The organism is Streptomyces sp. NPDC001410 (genome assembly GCF_042895235.1).
Lineage (GTDB): Bacteria > Actinomycetota > Actinomycetes > Streptomycetales > Streptomycetaceae > Streptomyces.
In genome coordinates, this window is record NZ_JBIAWE010000006.1 from 26,375 (window position 1) to 41,691 (window position 15,317).

Genomic DNA, 15,317 nt, shown 5'->3' on the forward strand with positions numbered 1-15,317 from the left:
GTTCGTTCGGCTGAGATGCGGAGCGGCACGGGTGGGCGCGGGCGGCGAACGTCAGCGCCGGGCGGCGCGACCTACCCCCGGCCCGGCCGCAGCACCGGGTGCCACCCCGACACCGCCGCCCCCTGCCCTCCGTTACCGTTCACCCTCATGCGCACCATCCTGATCATGGGCCCGGGCGGCAGCGGTCGCACGACCATCGCTGCCGCCACCGCACAGCGTGCCGCACGCGAAGGCACCCGCACGCTCCTCCTCAGCGCCGATCGCACCGACACCCCGGGCGTCGCACTGGGCACAGGAACAGGACCGACCCCGACCGAAGCCGCCCCGCTCCTCACCGTGTGGAGGCCCGACGCGGTCGACCGCTTCCGGCAGGACCTCACCGCCTTCCAGACCCGCGCCGCGAACGTCCTGGACCTCCTCGGCGCCGCCCGGCTGGACGGCGAGGAGGTCACCCCGCTGCCCGGCGCCGAGGAGCTGTCCTTCCTGCGCGCCCTCAGGGACGCCGCCCTCTCCGAGCGCTACGACCTCCTCGTCGTCGACCTCCCGCCCCTCCCGCAGGCCCTCCCCCTGCTCGCCCTGCCCGAGGAACTGCGCCGCTACCTGCGCCGCCTGCTCCCGCCCGAGCGGCAGGCGGCCCGCGCCCTGCGTCCCGTCCTCGGCCGGCTGGCCGGCGTTCCCATGCCCGCCGAGTGGCTGTACGAGACGGCGGCCCGCTGGGACGTCGAGCTGGCCGCCGTCGAGGCGGTCCTCACCGACCGGCGCACCGCCGTACGCCTGGTCGCCGAACCCGGCCCCGCCGGCGCCGACGCCGTACACACCGCGACCCTCGGCCTCGCCCTGCGCGGCCTGCGCACCGAGGCCCTGATCGCCAACCGCGTCCTGCCCGAGACCGCCCCCGACACCTGGCTAGCCGGCCTCCTCGCCCAGCAGCGCAAGGCCCTGGCCGAGTGGGCCGAGCCGTACGACCTCCACACCGTCCCCCACCTCGGCCGGGACCCGCACGGCACCGACGACCTGGACGCCCTCGCCGTGCCCGGCGTCAACCCCGTGCCCACCCCGGTCGAGTGGCCCGTCGTCGACTGCCTCGCCGAGGACGGCGTGCTCGTCTGGCACATCCCGCTGCCCGGCGCGATACGGGACGAGCTGGACCTGATCCGGCGCGGCGACGAACTGGTGATCACCGCGGGCCCCTTCCGGCGGATCGTTCCGCTTCCCTCCGCCCTGCGCCGCTGCACCGTTGCCGGGGCCGCCCTGCGCGAGGGTGAGCTGCGCATCCGCTTCACCCCCGATCCCGCCCTGTGGCCCGCCGCCGGACGGTGAACCGCGTACGCCCGTTCGGGTAACGTCGTAGGGGCGAACCGTAGTCAGGAGTCCGCCATGAGCGAAGAGCGTCCCGCACCCGATCCGGCCGAAGAGGTCCACGGGGTGGGGGTCCCCCCTGCCGGAGCGCAGTCGGAAGCCTGGGGAAGGGCGACCGACGGCGACGCCTGGGCCACGGCCTGCGCCGAGGACCTCGCCGCCGAGAAGGCCCGCCGCCGCGCCGAGCAGGGCCCGCCCCCGGGCTCCGCCGCCGAGGAACTGCGCAGACTCGTGGACACGGTGGCCGACAAGCTGTCCGGTCTCCAGTCCCCGCTGCTCGGCGCCGTCGCCGGACCGGCGGCTCAGCAGGTGGTGCGCCAGGTCGTCCAGCAGGCGAAGGCCGCCGTCGAGCCGGTCATCGAGCGCAACCCGGACGTCTTCGACCACCTCGCCGCGGCCGGCAACGAACTGCTGGCCGCCTACCGCTCCGCGGTCCAGGCCCAGGAGCACCGCTGGACCACCGGCGCCGCCGACCTCAAGGACGACCGGTCCGACCGCCGCGACGGGGGCGAGGGCACCGGCCCGGGGGAACGCATCGACCTGGACTGAAGCCCTCCCGGGGCAGGGCCTCGGGTACGGTTGGCCGTAGCGGGGCTCGACCGAAACTGAGGGATTCATGGGACTCACCATCGGCGTCGACATCGGCGGCACGAAGATCGCGGCCGGCGTGGTCGATGAGGAAGGCAACATCCTCTCGACCCACAAGGTGCCGACCCCGGGCACGCCCGAGGCGATCGTGGACGCCATCGCCTCCGCCGTCGAGGGCGCGCGCGCCGGGCACGAGATCGTCGGCGTGGGCATCGGTGCGGCCGGTTACGTCAACCGGCAGCGCTCCACGGTGTACTTCGCGCCCAACATCGACTGGCGCAACGAGCCGCTGAAGGAGAAGGTCGAGGCCCGCACCGGCCTCCCGGTCGTGGTCGAGAACGACGCCAACGCCGCCGCCTGGGGCGAGTACAAGTTCGGCGCCGGCAAGGGCCACCGCAACGTCATCTGCATCACGCTCGGCACCGGCCTCGGCGGCGGCATCATCATCGGCAACAAGCTGCGCCGCGGCCACTTCGGCGTGGCCGCCGAGTTCGGCCACATCCGCATGGTCCCGGACGGCCTGCTGTGCGGCTGCGGCAGCCAGGGCTGCTGGGAGCAGTACGCCTCCGGCCGCGCCCTGGTCCGCTACGCCAAGCAGCGCGCCAACGCCACCCCCGAGAACGCCGAGATCCTGCTCGGCCTCGGTGACGGCACCCCGGACGGCATCGAGGGCAAGCACATCTCCATGGCCGCCCGCCAGGGCGACCCGGTCGCCGTCGACTCCTACCGCGAGCTGGCCCGCTGGGCCGGTGCCGGCCTCGCCGACCTGGCCTCCCTCTTCGACCCGTCCGCGTTCATCGTCGGCGGCGGCCTCTCCGAGGAGGGCGAGCTGGTCCTCGACCCGATCCGCAAGTCCTACAAGCGCTGGCTGGTCGGCGGCAACTGGCGCCCGGTCGCCGACGTGATCGCGGCTCAGCTGGGCAACAAGGCGGGCCTGGTGGGCGCGGCGGACCTGGCCCGCGAGCCCGACCCGATCATGTAGCGAGCCCTGGCCCTACCACGACGATGCCCGCCGCGTCCGGTCCCGGGACGGCGGGCACCGTCGTATGTTGATCGTCATGCTGCTTCCCAACTCCCGTACAGAGCCCGATGGTTCCGCGGTCATCCGGGTGCTCAGCTACAACATCCGCTCGATGCGCGACGACACCGAAGCCCTGGCCAGGGTCATCACCGCCTGCGCCCCCGACCTGGTCCTCGTCCAGGAAGCCCCCCGCTTCTTCCGCTGGCGCAAGAAGCTGGCCCGGCTCGCGGCGGCCTCCGGCCAGGTCATCCTCACCGGAGGAGCGACGGCAGCGGGACCGGCGATCCTGTGCAACCTGAGAGCCACCGTCGAGCGCACGCAGGACGTACTCCTCCCGCTCACCCCCGGCCTGCACCGCCGCGGCCTCGCCACGGCGGTGGTCCGCTTCGGCGCGGCCCGTCTCGGAGTGATCAGCTGCCACCTCAGCCTGCAGCAGGACGAGCGCTACGACCAGGCCGGCATGCTCCTCGACCGCCTCGCGGGCCTGGGCGTGGAGCACGCCGTCGCGGGCGGCGATCTCAACGAACGCCCCGACGGCCCCACCTTCCGCCTCCTCTCCGACCGCCTCCAGGACTGCCGGACCACCGCCCCCTGGGGCGGCGAGTTCACCTCGACCCCCGCCGACCCCCACCAGCGCATCGACGCCGTGTTCGCCACGAAGGGCATCGAGGTGCTCGGCTGCGGCGTGCCGCTGGAGCAGCCGGGGATCACGGAGACGGACCTGAGGGCGGCCACGGACCACCTTCCGGTCCTCGCCGCCCTCAGGGTGCCCGCCACGGCGTAGCTACGGCCGCTGCTTCGCCTTGCCGACAACGGCCCAGCTGTCGAGGTAGGAGCGCTGGGTGTACTTCTTCATGGCCGGGCCGTGGCCCGAGGTGCGCTCGTCACGGAAGCCGAGGAAGGCGTACGTCTCCGGGTCGAAGATGAAGTAGCTGCCGTAGCTCGCGACCCCCTCCGGGACCGTTGGGTCGTCGTACATGATGGCCACGCCGGTGCGTCCCTTCGCGTCCTGCTGGTTCGGCACCGCCTTCACCCCGGGCACCATGCCGAGCGCCTCGTAGGCCGCCGGGCGCAGCCCCTGCGGCATCACCGGGACCAGCTTGAGCAGCCCCGCGAGGCCGACTTGGATCTGCGGCCACTGCTCGTCGGTGATGTCGTCCAGCGAGTCGGTCTTTCCGGGCATGCCCATGTCGCGGCCGACCTCGAGGATCAACTTCTTCGGATCGGTCGGCAGCTTCCGCAGCGTTCCCCAGTCCTGCGGCGGCCAGACGCTCTCGTTCTTCTTGAGCGGCGGCGACCACCACCCCTTGCCGATCTCCATGATCCAGGACGGCTTCGAGCCGTCCACCGAGCGCCAGTTCTCGGCGACGTAGCTCTTCGTCCCGCCGGTCTTCTGGTTGGTCTCCTTGATGATCTCCTTGGTGTAGATGAACTGGTCGTCGCGCGGGGTGACCGTCCGCTCGTGCTTGCGCTCGTAGGCGGCGGCCCCGTTCAGCACCATCTGCGCGCTCACGTTCCGCATGGCGGGCGCACTCGACGCCGGCGGGTTCGCCGTCCGCTCCCGGTTCGCGCCGTCATCGTCCCGTACGACGACCAGGACCCCGGCGGCGACCGCTGCGGCGAGCGCGCCGGTCAGGGCGATGCGCAGGACGGGGCGCCGCGGCCGTACGACCGGAGCGGGCCGGTCCATCGCGGCGACCAGCCGTGCCCGTACCCGGTGCCGGGTGGCGTCGTCGAGCGGGGGAGTCCCCGGGGCGTGGTCGCTCACTTCGCGCAGTTCGTCGATGTCATGCATGGGCGTCTGCCTCTCGGAATGCCGTCGGATCGGATCCGCCCAGTGCTTCGCGCAATCTGCTGCGAGCCCGGTGCAGCCGGGATCTGACCGTGCCGACCGGCACGCCGAGGGCCTGGGCCGCCTCCTCGTAGTCGAGGCCGGCCCAGGCCACCAGCAGCACCACGTCGCGGTGCCGGGCTGACAGCCCGGCCAGCGCGGCTGCCAGTTCCCGGCGCACCCCCGTGGCACCGGCCCTGGAAACCGCCCGGTCCGCGACCGGCTCCTCGTGCTCCACCGGCTCCGGCAGCCGCGCGAGCGCCTTGAACCGGCGCGCCTCGGTCCGGCGGTGCCGACCGATGAGGTTCGTCGCGATGCCGAACAACCATGGGCGGGCGTCGTCCCGCCCGGGGTCGTAGGTGTGACGCCGCTGGAAGGCGGTGATGAAGGTCTCCGCCATCAGATCCTCCGCCGCCTCGGGACCGAGCCGCTGGGCCGCGTAACGGTGCACGGCGTCGGCGTACCGGTCGTAGAGCGCGGCGAACAGCTCGGGCTCGTCCCGGGACCGCGCGATCACGCGGGCATCACTCTCCTCGCGATCCTTGCCGCGGGTGCCGACGCCCGGTGGTCCGACGGTCATCGGGGCTCCTTTCGTTCGTCTGAACGCCTCGAAGGCTTGGGCTTGTTCGGGTTGTTCATCTCTCCTTCGCCGGTCGGCGGAATCGGGTTCCCTTTTCGGCGCACCGGCCGTGCGAGCCGGACTGCGCACCGGGTCCGGCGCGGGCGGCCCACCGTACGGAGATGCGTGAGGGCCCGTCCGGATTGTCTCCGGACGGGCCCTCAGCCGGTCTGTCAGACGACCGCGCCGTGTCCCGGTTCGTCGTCCTCGTCGTCGTCCGTCTTCATCCGCATCACCAGCGTGGCGAACCCGCCCAGGAACCCGCCGATCCCGAGGGTCGTCAGCCACCAGGTCATCTCCCAGCCGAGCAGCACGGCCACCAGGAGCAGGACCGGGCCGCCGACCACCCCGAGCCAGGCGAACCTCGCGGTCGTGTCGGCGGTGGGCAGCGGCGGCGGCTCGGGCGGTACGAAGTGGCCCTCGTCGTCCTCGTCGAAGTCGTCCTCGGACGGTTCCGGGGTGGTGTAGTCACGCGGGCCCACGCCGGGCGCGAACGAGATCGAGCTGCCGAGCGGCTTCGCGGGCCGCGGCTCCTCGGAGCCGGCCGTGCCCTCGCCCTGGGGCTCGGGTTCGGGCAGCGCGAGATCCTCCACCGGCCTGAAGGGCCTGGAACCCGGAGGGTCCGGTGGCTCCTGGCCGTACCCTGCGACGATCGCCTGCCAGGCGGCGTCCTCGTCGAAGGGCACGCCCTTCTCGTCCGGCTCGCGGTCCTCGCGGTCGGAGTCGTGCTCAGCCAACTGCGGCCGTCCCTTCCTTGCCGACACTGGGTGCGAGCCGGCCGATGAAGGCGAGGCTCTCCTCGAAGATCCGGTCCGCATCGTGGTCCAACGTCGCCACGTGGTAACTCTGTTCCAGCACGATCTCCGTTACGTCCACGGAGGACACCCGGCTCAGCACCCGGGCCGAGTCCGCCGCCGGGACCACATGGTCCTGGGCGCTGCGCAGCAGCAGCAACGGCTGGGTCACCTGGGGCAGCTCGCCGTCCAGCCGGCGCAGGAACGCCCGCAGGGAGTGCGCCGGGTGCAGCGGCACCCGGTCGTAACCGAGCAGCGCCGGGCCGCCCTTGGCGATGTCGCTGGCGATGCCCTTCGTCGTCCGCACCAGGTGCCGGGCCACCGGAAGGACGTACGCCGACAGGCCGTGCACCCGGTTCGCCGGGTTGACGACGACCACCCCGGCGACCCGCTCGCCGCCCAGGGCCGCCAGCCGCAGCGCCAGCGCCCCGCCCATCGACAGGCCCGCCACGAACACCCGGGAGCACCGCTCGGCGAGCACCCGCAGCTCGCGGTCCACCTCCGCGTACCAGTCCTCCCAGCCCGTGACCTGAAGGTCCTCCCAGCGGGTGCCGTGCCCGGGCAGCAGCGGCAGCGACACGGTCAGGCCGTGCGCGGCGTGCTGCTCCGCCCAGGGGCGCAGCGACTGGGGCGAGCCGGTGAAGCTGTGGCAGAGGAGAACACCCACCTCCCCGCCCTCGTGGCGGTACGGCTCGGCTCCGGGGAGAACCGGCACCTTTCGGGCTCCTGTTCCTGAGAACGGCATGAAGAACTGGCGGATGTGCTTCACCGTACGCGACCGCACTGACACCGACCAGGGTCGTCGGGGTCATCGGCGGCGGTCCGGGTTAAGGTCTGATCGACGGAAACAGGAGGCACGCGGGTGTTGTACGGCACGATGAAGGTCGCCATCGGAGGGCCGCTGAAGGTCGCCTTCAGACCCTGGGTGGAGGGCCTGGAGAACATTCCGGCCGAAGGCGCCGCAATTCTGGCGAGCAATCACCTGTCCTTCTCGGACTCGTTCTTCCTGCCCGCGATCCTCGACCGCAAGGTCACCTTCATCGCGAAGGCCGAGTACTTCACCACCCCGGGCGTGAAGGGCCGCCTCACGGCCGCCTTCTTCAAGGGCGTCGGACAGCTCCCGGTGGACCGCTCCGGGGCGCGCGGCGCCGGCGAGGCCGCGATCAGGAGCGGAATAGAGGTGCTGGAGCGCGGTGAGCTGTTCGGCATCTACCCGGAGGGCACCCGCTCGCCCGACGGCCGGCTGTACCGGGGCAAGCCCGGCGGCCTCGCGCGCGTGGCGCTCGCCACCGGCGCGCCGGTCATCCCCGTCGCGATGATCGACACCGAGAAGATCCAGCCGCCCGGCAAGGTGATGCCGAAGCTGATGCGACCGGGCATCCGCATCGGCAAGCCGCTGGACTTCAGCCGCTACCAGGGCATGGAGCACGACCGCTTCGTGTTGCGCGCGGTGACCGACGAGGTCATGTACGAGATCATGAAGCTCTCCGGCCAGGAGTACGTCGACATGTACGCGACCGCCGCCAAGCGGCAGATCGCGGACGCGGCGAAGGCGGCCAAGGAAGCGGAGAAGGCCGCCAAGGAGGCGGAGAAGAAGCAGGCCGAGGGCTAGCGGGGGAAGCCGGGGGGAGCGGGGGTCATGGCGAAGCGCGAGCGGGTCATGCGGATGTCGGTCGAGCTGCCGCTGTGGCGTGCGCTGGCCGGCTACCGGGTGCTGACCATGCTGTACGCCATCGGGCTGTGCGCCACGGCGTACGACCAGTTCGTACGCCCCTGGGTCGCCGTCTCCTACTACGCGGTCCTGGTCGGCTGGACCCTGGCCACCCTGCCCAAGGTGGCGAACGCGGCGAGCTGCACCAAACGCTTCCTGGCCGTCGACCTGGCCATCGCCCTCGGCGGCATCATGCTCACCCCGCTCGCCGACAGCCACGAGCGGATCGCGAGCGGCGGCCCGACGCTGCCGTCGATATGGACGGCCGGCTCGGTGCTGGCCTTCGCCGTCAAGGGCGGCTGGCGCTGGGCCGCCGTGGCCTCCACCGCCGTCGCCGTCGTCAACCTGGTCGAGCGCGGTACCCCGGCCCGGGACACCGTGCACAACGTGATCCTGGTCTGGGTGGCCTCCATCGCCATCGGCTACGTCGTGGAGGTCGCCCGCGCCTCCGAGCGCACCCTCGCCCGCGCCCTGGAGATCGAGGCCGCGACCCGGGAACGGGAGCGGCTGGCCCGGGACATCCACGACAGCGTGCTCCAGGTGCTGGCGATGGTGCAGCGGCGCGGCGCGGTCATCGGCGGCGAGGCGGCCGAACTGGGGCGCCTCGCGGGCGAGCAGGAGGTGGCGCTGCGCACGCTGGTCTCCGGCGGGCTGCTGCCGGTCTCCCGGGTGTCCGAGGACATGGCCGCCGGAGCCGTCGTCCGCGCGGTCGAGGAGCCCGATGACGAGCCGGCCGACGGCCCCGTCGACCTGCGCACCCTGCTCGCCCCCTACGCCGGCGCCCGGGTCGGCCTCGCCGAGCCCGGTGCTCCGGTGCCGCTGCCGCGACCGGCGGCGCGGGAGCTGGCCGCCGCGGTCGGGGCCGCCCTGGACAACGTGCGCCGGCACGCCGGTGCCGAGGCCCGGGCCTGGATCCTCGTCGAGGACGAGCCCGACGAGATCGTCGTCACCGTACGGGACGACGGCCCCGGCATCCCCGAGGGCCGGCTCGCCCAGGCCGAGGGCGAGGGCCGGCTCGGCGTGGCCCAGTCGATCCGGGGCCGGCTGCGCGACCTCGGCGGCAGCGCCGAGCTGATCTCCGTCCCCGGGCAGGGCACGGAGGTCGAACTGACGGTACCGAAGGTCTCACGGGACAAGGCGGAGAAGCGATGAGCGAGCAGCAGGACCCGATCAAGGTGATGGTGGTCGACGACCACCCCATGTGGCGCGACGCCGTCGCCCGGGACCTGAGCGAGTCCGGCTTCGAGGTGGTCGCCACCGCAGGCGACGGCGAGCAGGCGGTCCGCCGCGCCAAGGCCGCCGCACCCGACGTCCTCGTGCTGGACCTCAACCTGCCCGCCAAGCCCGGCGTCCAGGTGTGCAAGGAACTGGTCGGCCACAACCCCGCCCTGCGCGTCCTGGTCCTGTCCGCGAGCGGCGAGCACGCCGACGTGCTGGAGGCCGTGAAGTCCGGGGCGACCGGCTACCTGCTCAAGTCGGCCTCCACCGAGGAACTCCTGGACGCGGTGCGCCGTACCGCCGTCGGCGACCCGGTGTTCACGCCGGGCCTGGCCGGACTGGTCCTCGGCGAGTACCGGCGCCTGGCCTCCGAGCCCGCGCCCGCCCCGGACGCCGACGAGCCGGGGGCGCCCCGGCTGACCGAGCGGGAGACCGAGGTGCTGCGGCTGGTCGCCAAGGGCCTGAGCTACAAGCAGATCGCCGAACGCCTCGTCATCTCCCACCGCACGGTCCAGAACCACGTCCAGAACACCCTCGGCAAGCTCCAGCTGCACAACAGGGTGGAGTTGGTGCGGTACGCGATCGAGCGCGGGCTCGACGACGCGTGAAACCGCCTGGTCAAGCCGCCTCCTGACAATTCACCGGAATCACCCTTCCCGCCTCTCGCTGTGTGACGCGCATCACCATTACCGTGACTGGGCGTCAGGCAACCGCGGCGAAGGGACATTTCCATGCGGGTCGGAGTACTGACCGGAGGCGGCGACTGCCCCGGGCTCAACGCCGTCATCCGGGGCATCGTCCGCAAGGGCGTTCAGGAATACGGATACGACTTCGTCGGCTTCCGGGACGGCTGGCGCGGACCCCTCGAAGGCGACACCGTCCGCCTCGACATCCCCGCCGTGCGCGGCATCCTGCCCCGCGGCGGCACCATCCTCGGCTCCTCGCGCACCAACCCCCTCAAGCAGGAGCACGGCATCCGCCGGATCAAGGAGAACCTGGCCAAGCTGGAGGTCGAGGCGCTCGTCGCGATCGGCGGCGAGGACACCCTCGGCGTCGCCGCGCGGCTGTCCGACGAGTACGGCGTGCCCTGCGTCGGCGTGCCCAAGACCATCGACAACGACCTGTCCGCCACCGACTACACCTTCGGCTTCGACACCGCCGTCAACATCGCCACCGAGGCCATCGACCGCCTGCACACCACCGCCGAGTCCCATATGCGGGTCCTCGTCTGCGAGGTGATGGGCCGCCACGCCGGCTGGATCGCCCTGCACTCCGGCCTGGCCGGTGGCGCCAACGTCATCCTCATCCCCGAACAGCGCTTCGACCTCGACCAGGTGTGCGCCTGGATCACCTCCCGCTTCAAGGCCTCGTACGCCCCGATCGTCGTCGTCGCCGAGGGCGCCATGCCGAAGGACGGCGACATGGTCCTCAAGGACGGGTCGCTCGACTCCTTCGGGCACGTCCGCCTCTCCGGTGTCGGCGAGTGGCTGGCCAAGGAGATCGAGAAGCGCACCGGCAAGGAGGCCCGCACCACGGTCCTCGGGCACATCCAGCGCGGCGGCACCCCGAGCGCCTTCGACCGCTGGCTCGCCACCCGCTTCGGTCTGCACGCCATCGACTGCGTCCGCGAGGGCGACTTCGGCAAGATGGTCGCCCTGCGCGGCACCGACATCGTCCGCGTTCCGATCGCCGAGGCCACGGCCAAGCTGAAGACCGTGGACCCGAAGCTGTACCAGGAGGTCGGGGTGTTCTTCGGCTGAGGACCGCCCCCGGACGGCTACACGGTCGTGCGGCGCAGCTGACCCATCAGCTCCCGTACGACCGCGGCCCCGTCCAGGCTCAGCACCGACTCCGGGTGGAACTGCACCCCGGCGAAGCCCGGACCCCGTACGGCATGCACCTCCCCGTTCTCCGCCCGGCTCACCTCCACCCCGTGCGCGGCCAGCTCCCGTGCCGCCTCCTCGTCGCAGTGCGCCACGAAGCTGTTGTAGAAGCCGACGGTCTGCGCCCGCCCGAACAGGTCGATCGTGGTCTGCGCCCCCTGGTAGGGGATCTCCTTCCGGACGATCTCCAGCCCCAGCTCCGCCGCGATCAGCTCGTGCCCCAGGCAGACCCCGAGGACACCGTGCCGGTGCACCCCGATCACCTCGGCGGCCAAAGCACGCAGGAAGCGCATCTTGGGGTCGTCCAGATCGCCGGGGTCACCCGGGCCGGGCCCGAGGACGACCGGTCCCTCGTGCGCGAGCACGGCCTCCCGCAGCCCGGGCTCGTCGTACCGCCGGACGGTGACGTCCAGCCCGCTCGACCGCAGCACATGCGCGAGCATCGCCGTGAAGGTGTCCTCCCCGTCGACCACCAGGGCATGCTCCTCCAGCGCCGCCGACCGCTCCTGCATCCGCAGCCAGAACGGCGCCAGCGACGAGCGGCGCCCGTCCAGCGCGGCCTGCACCCGGGGGTCGTCGGCCAGCTGGGGCCGCTCCCGCTCATCGCGCGGCCGGGACGGCCGTACCCCCAGGGCCGCCAGCACGCCCGCCGCCTTCGCGTGTGTCTCGGCCACCTCGCCGGCCGGGTCCGAGCCGCGCACCAGCGTCGCGCCGACCGGGACGCGCAGCCGGCCGTCGGCCGAGATGTCGGCGGTGCGGATCAGGATGGGGGAGTCGAGGGTCTGAGCGCCCCCGGAGTCCCGGCCGATGAGGGCCAGCGCACCGGCGTAGTAGCCACGCCCGCCGACCTCATGCCGTTCGATCACCCGGCACGCGTTCTGCACCGGCGACCCGGTGACCGTCGCCGCGAACATGGTCTCCTTCAGCACCTCCCGCGCGTCCAGGGAGGACTTGCCGCGCAGCTCGTACTCGGTGTGCGCGAGGTGTGCCATCTCCTTCAGCCGCGGGCCGACGACCACCCCGCCCATGTCGCCGACGGTGCACATCATCTTCAGTTCCTCGTCGACGACCATGGACAGCTCCTCGATCTCCTTGCCGTCGGCGAGGAAGTCCAGCAGGTGCTCGGCCGTCGGCCCCTCGGCCGGATACCGGTACGTCCCGCTGATCGGGTTCATCACGACCGTGCCTCCGGACATCCGCACGTGCACCTCGGGACTGGCACCCACCAGCGTCCGGTCCCCGGTGTGCACGACGAACGTCCAGTACGCGCCCCGCTCGCTCTCCAGCAGCCGCCGGAACAGCGTCAGCGCGTCGGCCCGCCCGAACCCGGGGATCTCACCCTCGTACGTCCGCCGGATGACGAAGTTCGCGCCCTCGCCCCGGCCGATCTCCTCGCGCAGCACCCGCCCGACGATCTCGCCGTACTCGTCGTCGTCGACGTCGAAACCCCCGCCCTCGACCCGCACGTCGTGGCCCGGCAGCGACCGCAGGGCCTCGGCCAGCGGGACCTCGTACGACTCCTCGGGCGTCAGCACCAGCAGCGGTGTGCCGTCGTCGCGGACGTCGAAGCCGCGCTCGCGGATCTGCCGGAACGGCACCAGCGCGAGGCCCTCGTCGGGCAGGTCGGCGAGGCGGTCCCGCGAGGAGACGGGACCGAGCAGCACCTCCACCGTGTGCTCGTCGCGGCCCGGGGTGCGACGGCGCAGCAGGGCGAAGGGGCGGGGGTCGTGCAAGAGGTTCTGGAGATCCATGGGTGATCCTTCTCGATGGAGAGGAACGACCCCGGAAACACCGAAGGCCGCCCCTCGGGCGGCCTTCGCGAAGTCTTGAGTACGCGCAGTCAGCGGGCCGCCGGATGAGCGGTCCACCACCAGTTCTGGTTCGAAAGCGCGAACATGCGAGGAACCCTACCGCACGGCCGTGGCGTCCATGAGGCAAGCACTCCGTCTCACCAGTCGAGCCGGAGGAAAATATGGCGACACGACCCCGTAATGTTTACGAGGTGACCGTGAACGCTAAGACCAGCCCGAGCGCTGGCAACACCTGGCGAAACCTGCCCGCGGCGCAGCAGCCCGAGTACCCCGACGTCGAGGCTCTGCGCGCAGTGATCGCGGACCTCGAGTCGTATCCGCCGCTCGTCTTCGCGGGCGAGTGCGACCAGCTGCGCGCCCGGATGGCGGCCGTCGCCAAGGGAGAGGCGTTCCTTCTCCAGGGCGGCGACTGCGCCGAGGCCTTCGACGCGGTGTCCGCCGACCACATCCGCAACAAGCTCAAGACGCTCCTCCAGATGGGCGCCGTCCTGACCTACGCGGCCTCGGTGCCCGTGGTGAAGGTGGGCCGGATCGCCGGCCAGTACTCCAAGCCGCGCTCCAAGGGCACCGAGACCCGCGACGGCGTCACACTGCCCACCTACCGCGGCGACTCGGTCAACGGCTTCGACTTCAACGAGGCCGCCCGCATCCCGGACCCCGAGCGCCTGAAGCGGATGTACAACGCGTCCGCCTCGACGCTGAACCTGGTGCGTGCCTTCACCACCGGCGGTTACGCCGACCTGCGTCAGGTGCACGCCTGGAACCAGGACTTCGTGAAGTCCTCCCCGTCCGGTCAGCGCTACGAGCAGCTGGCGCGCGAGATCGACAACGCGCTGAACTTCATGCGGGCCTGCGGCACGGACCCGGAGGAGTTCAAGACGGTCGAGTTCTTCTCCTCGCACGAGGCGCTGCTGCTGGACTACGAGTCGGCGCTGACCCGCGTGGACTCGCGCACCGGCCGGCTCTACGACGTCTCGGCGCACATGGTGTGGATCGGTGAGCGCACCCGGCAGCTGGACGGCGCGCACATCGAGTTCGCCTCGCAGATCCGCAACCCGATCGGGATCAAGCTCGGCCCGACGACGACGGCCGAGGAGGCGCTGCAGTACATCGACCGCCTCGACCCCGAGCGGGAGCCGGGCCGGCTGACCTTCATCGTCCGCATGGGTGCCGACAAGATCCGCGACAAGCTCCCCGAGCTGGTGGAGAAGGTCACGGCGTCCGGCGCGACGGTGGCCTGGGTGACCGACCCGATGCACGGCAACACCTTCGAGGCGGCCTCCGGGCACAAGACCCGCCGCTTCGACGACGTGCTCGACGAGGTCAAGGGCTTCTTCGAGGTCCACAAGGGCCTCGGCACCCACCCGGGCGGCATCCACGTGGAGCTGACCGGTGACGACGTCACCGAGTGCGTGGGCGGCGGCGACGAGATCTTCGTCGACGACCTGCACCAGCGCTACGAGACGGCCTGCGACCCTCGCCTGAACCGCAGCCAGTCCCTGGACCTGGCGTTCCTGGTCGCCGAGATGTACCGAGACCAGTGATCATTGGCGATCGCTAATCGCATTGGGGCGCGGATCACACCGGATCCGCGCCCCGACGCACTTTTGCGGGTTCGGTATGGCGGGTAAGGTTAGGTAAGCCTCACCGATCAAGCGGGATGGCGACACCTATCAATCCCGTCGGGAGGTGAATCCGCGTGTACGTCTGCAGTTGCTTCGGCATCACCGAGGACCAGGTCAAGAAGCACGCGGAGGGCGGCGCCTGCACCCCCCGGCAGATCGCTTCCGCCTGCAAGGCGGGCACGGACTGCGGCTCGTGCGTACGGCGTATCCAGGCGATCCTCGGCCGCGGCGCCTGCCCGCGCCGTGACCTGGCGGACCAGGGCAAGCCCGTCCTGGCGGAGCTGTCCGGCCCCGCCGGCCTGGACGAGGCCGCTTAGCTCTCCGGCTGCTCGATCACCTGCGCGATGTACAGCGCCTCCCCGAGCTTCTCCAGCAGCTCCAGCTGGGTGTCGAGGTAGTCGATGTGGTGCTCCTCGTCGGCGAGGATGTCCTCGAAGATGTTCGCCGACGTGATGTCGCCCTTCTCGCGCATCATCTTGATGCCCCGCTTCAGCCGGTCGATCGCCTCCACCTCGATCTGCCGGTCTGCCTCGAACATCTCCTTGACGGTCTGGCCCACCCGCACATGGAACAGCCGCTGGTAGTTGGGCAGCCCCTCCAGGAACAGGATCCGGTCGGTCAGCACCTCGGCGTGCTTCATCTCGTCGAACGACTCGTGCCGCGTGTACTTGGCGAGCTTCGTCCAGCCCAGGTTCTCCTGCATCTTCGCGTGCAGGAAGTACTGGTTGATCGCGGTCAGCTCGCCGGTGAGCTGCTCGTTGAGGAACTCGATGACCTCGGGGTCGCCCTGCATGGCAGCGGCTCCTTCCGCACGGTGGGACGGGTGGCGTATGCGGCCGCATGATTGCACCGGCGGG

At 71.6% G+C, this 15,317-nt stretch carries 17 protein-coding genes; 10 read left to right on the forward strand and 7 right to left on the reverse strand.

Going from position 1 to position 15,317, the window contains the following annotated elements; all coding sequences use genetic code 11:
• Positions 1-147 precede the first annotated feature (147 nt).
• From ACFY3C_RS14005 to ACFY3C_RS14020, 4 genes are all read left to right on the forward strand, one after another.
• A complete protein-coding gene (locus tag ACFY3C_RS14005) occupies positions 148-1,320 on the forward strand; it encodes an ArsA family ATPase (protein WP_386574324.1) in 1,173 nt (390 codons plus the stop codon).
• A 57-nt stretch (positions 1,321-1,377) separates the two neighbouring features.
• Positions 1,378-1,908 (forward strand): DUF5304 domain-containing protein, encoded by a 531-nt coding sequence (locus ACFY3C_RS14010; protein WP_390770907.1) that lies wholly within the window; start codon positions 1,378-1,380, stop codon positions 1,906-1,908.
• Positions 1,909-1,975: 67 nt separating this feature from the next.
• Complete coding sequence (locus ACFY3C_RS14015; RefSeq protein ID WP_386574322.1) at positions 1,976-2,929, forward strand: ROK family glucokinase; 954 nt, start codon at positions 1,976-1,978, stop codon at positions 2,927-2,929.
• A 64-nt stretch (positions 2,930-2,993) separates the two neighbouring features.
• The gene (locus ACFY3C_RS14020; RefSeq protein WP_390770908.1) at positions 2,994-3,752 is read left to right on the forward strand and encodes an endonuclease/exonuclease/phosphatase family protein; all 759 of its coding nucleotides are present in this window, start codon (positions 2,994-2,996) and stop codon (positions 3,750-3,752) included.
• On the opposite strand, the gene ACFY3C_RS14025 is transcribed toward ACFY3C_RS14020, so the two are convergent.
• From ACFY3C_RS14025 to ACFY3C_RS14040, 4 genes are all read right to left on the reverse strand, one after another.
• On the reverse strand, positions 3,753-4,763 hold the full coding sequence (locus ACFY3C_RS14025) for a CU044_5270 family protein (protein WP_390770909.1): 1,011 nt from the start codon (positions 4,761-4,763) through the stop codon (positions 3,753-3,755).
• A complete protein-coding gene (locus ACFY3C_RS14030) occupies positions 4,756-5,379 on the reverse strand; it encodes an RNA polymerase sigma factor (protein ID WP_390770910.1) in 624 nt (207 codons plus the stop codon). The genes ACFY3C_RS14025 and ACFY3C_RS14030 overlap by 8 nt, the downstream gene beginning before the upstream one ends.
• A gap of 212 nt (positions 5,380-5,591) precedes the next feature.
• A complete protein-coding gene (locus ACFY3C_RS14035) occupies positions 5,592-6,155 on the reverse strand; it encodes a hypothetical protein (RefSeq protein WP_386574318.1) in 564 nt (187 codons plus the stop codon).
• Entirely contained in the window at positions 6,148-6,927 is a 780-nt protein-coding gene (locus ACFY3C_RS14040; RefSeq protein WP_390770911.1) for an alpha/beta hydrolase, read from the reverse strand. The genes ACFY3C_RS14035 and ACFY3C_RS14040 overlap by 8 nt, the downstream gene beginning before the upstream one ends.
• Before the next feature lie 162 nt (positions 6,928-7,089).
• Between ACFY3C_RS14040 and ACFY3C_RS14045 the strand changes: the two genes are divergently transcribed.
• From ACFY3C_RS14045 to ACFY3C_RS14060, 4 genes are all read left to right on the forward strand, one after another.
• Positions 7,090-7,824, forward strand: a complete 735-nt coding sequence (locus ACFY3C_RS14045; RefSeq protein ID WP_390771139.1) for a lysophospholipid acyltransferase family protein — start codon at positions 7,090-7,092, stop codon at positions 7,822-7,824.
• A 27-nt stretch (positions 7,825-7,851) separates the two neighbouring features.
• Positions 7,852-9,075: a MacS family sensor histidine kinase gene (gene macS / locus ACFY3C_RS14050; protein ID WP_390770912.1), complete on the forward strand. Its 1,224-nt coding sequence runs from the start codon at positions 7,852-7,854 to the stop codon at positions 9,073-9,075.
• The gene (locus ACFY3C_RS14055; RefSeq protein WP_386574315.1) at positions 9,072-9,749 is read left to right on the forward strand and encodes a response regulator; all 678 of its coding nucleotides are present in this window, start codon (positions 9,072-9,074) and stop codon (positions 9,747-9,749) included. Before macS ends, ACFY3C_RS14055 begins: the two co-directional genes overlap by 4 nt.
• 123 nt (positions 9,750-9,872) lie before the next feature.
• On the forward strand, positions 9,873-10,901 hold the full coding sequence (locus tag ACFY3C_RS14060) for a 6-phosphofructokinase (protein WP_386574314.1): 1,029 nt from the start codon (positions 9,873-9,875) through the stop codon (positions 10,899-10,901).
• Between the two features lie 17 nt (positions 10,902-10,918).
• Here the strand turns inward: ACFY3C_RS14060 and ACFY3C_RS14065 are convergent, their stop codons facing one another.
• Positions 10,919-12,775, reverse strand: a complete 1,857-nt coding sequence (locus ACFY3C_RS14065) for an anthranilate synthase family protein (protein ID WP_390770913.1) — start codon at positions 12,773-12,775, stop codon at positions 10,919-10,921.
• 89 nt (positions 12,776-12,864) lie between these two features.
• The gene (locus ACFY3C_RS14070; RefSeq protein ID WP_146468532.1) at positions 12,865-12,921 is read right to left on the reverse strand and encodes a trp operon leader peptide; all 57 of its coding nucleotides are present in this window, start codon (positions 12,919-12,921) and stop codon (positions 12,865-12,867) included.
• 105 nt (positions 12,922-13,026) lie between these two features.
• Between ACFY3C_RS14070 and ACFY3C_RS14075 the strand changes: the two genes are divergently transcribed.
• Together ACFY3C_RS14075 and ACFY3C_RS14080 are read left to right on the forward strand one after the other, a co-directional pair.
• Positions 13,027-14,379 carry a class II 3-deoxy-7-phosphoheptulonate synthase gene (locus tag ACFY3C_RS14075; protein WP_386574312.1) on the forward strand — a complete coding sequence of 451 codons (1,353 nt, stop codon included), beginning with the start codon at positions 13,027-13,029 and terminating at the stop codon, positions 14,377-14,379.
• 155 nt (positions 14,380-14,534) lie between these two features.
• Positions 14,535-14,777 carry a bacterioferritin-associated ferredoxin gene (locus ACFY3C_RS14080; protein WP_386574311.1) on the forward strand — a complete coding sequence of 81 codons (243 nt, stop codon included), beginning with the start codon at positions 14,535-14,537 and terminating at the stop codon, positions 14,775-14,777.
• On the opposite strand, the gene bfr is transcribed toward ACFY3C_RS14080, so the two are convergent.
• On the reverse strand, positions 14,774-15,253 hold the full coding sequence (gene bfr / locus ACFY3C_RS14085; protein WP_386574310.1) for a bacterioferritin: 480 nt from the start codon (positions 15,251-15,253) through the stop codon (positions 14,774-14,776). The two genes, ACFY3C_RS14080 and bfr, sit on opposite strands and share 4 nt — an antisense overlap.
• Positions 15,254-15,317: the final 64 nt, after the last annotated feature.

What these genes read in the sequence shown, in the direction of transcription:
- ACFY3C_RS14005 (WP_386574324.1), top strand. Translation starts at nt 148, where the DNA reads ATGCGCACCATCCTGATCATGGGCCCGGGCGGCAGCGGTCGCACGACC.
- ACFY3C_RS14010 (WP_390770907.1), top strand. Translation starts at nt 1,378, where the DNA reads ATGAGCGAAGAGCGTCCCGCACCCGATCCGGCCGAAGAGGTCCACGGG.
- ACFY3C_RS14015 (WP_386574322.1), top strand. Translation starts at nt 1,976, where the DNA reads ATGGGACTCACCATCGGCGTCGACATCGGCGGCACGAAGATCGCGGCC.
- ACFY3C_RS14020 (WP_390770908.1), top strand. Translation starts at nt 2,994, where the DNA reads ATGTTGATCGTCATGCTGCTTCCCAACTCCCGTACAGAGCCCGATGGT.
- ACFY3C_RS14025 (WP_390770909.1), bottom strand. Translation starts at nt 4,763, where the DNA reads ATGCATGACATCGACGAACTGCGCGAAGTGAGCGACCACGCCCCGGGG.
- ACFY3C_RS14030 (WP_390770910.1), bottom strand. Translation starts at nt 5,379, where the DNA reads ATGACCGTCGGACCACCGGGCGTCGGCACCCGCGGCAAGGATCGCGAG.
- ACFY3C_RS14045 (WP_390771139.1), top strand. Translation starts at nt 7,090, where the DNA reads ATGAAGGTCGCCATCGGAGGGCCGCTGAAGGTCGCCTTCAGACCCTGG.
- macS (WP_390770912.1), top strand. Translation starts at nt 7,852, where the DNA reads ATGGCGAAGCGCGAGCGGGTCATGCGGATGTCGGTCGAGCTGCCGCTG.
- ACFY3C_RS14055 (WP_386574315.1), top strand. Translation starts at nt 9,072, where the DNA reads ATGAGCGAGCAGCAGGACCCGATCAAGGTGATGGTGGTCGACGACCAC.
- ACFY3C_RS14060 (WP_386574314.1), top strand. Translation starts at nt 9,873, where the DNA reads ATGCGGGTCGGAGTACTGACCGGAGGCGGCGACTGCCCCGGGCTCAAC.
- ACFY3C_RS14065 (WP_390770913.1), bottom strand. Translation starts at nt 12,775, where the DNA reads ATGGATCTCCAGAACCTCTTGCACGACCCCCGCCCCTTCGCCCTGCTG.
- bfr (WP_386574310.1), bottom strand. Translation starts at nt 15,253, where the DNA reads ATGCAGGGCGACCCCGAGGTCATCGAGTTCCTCAACGAGCAGCTCACC.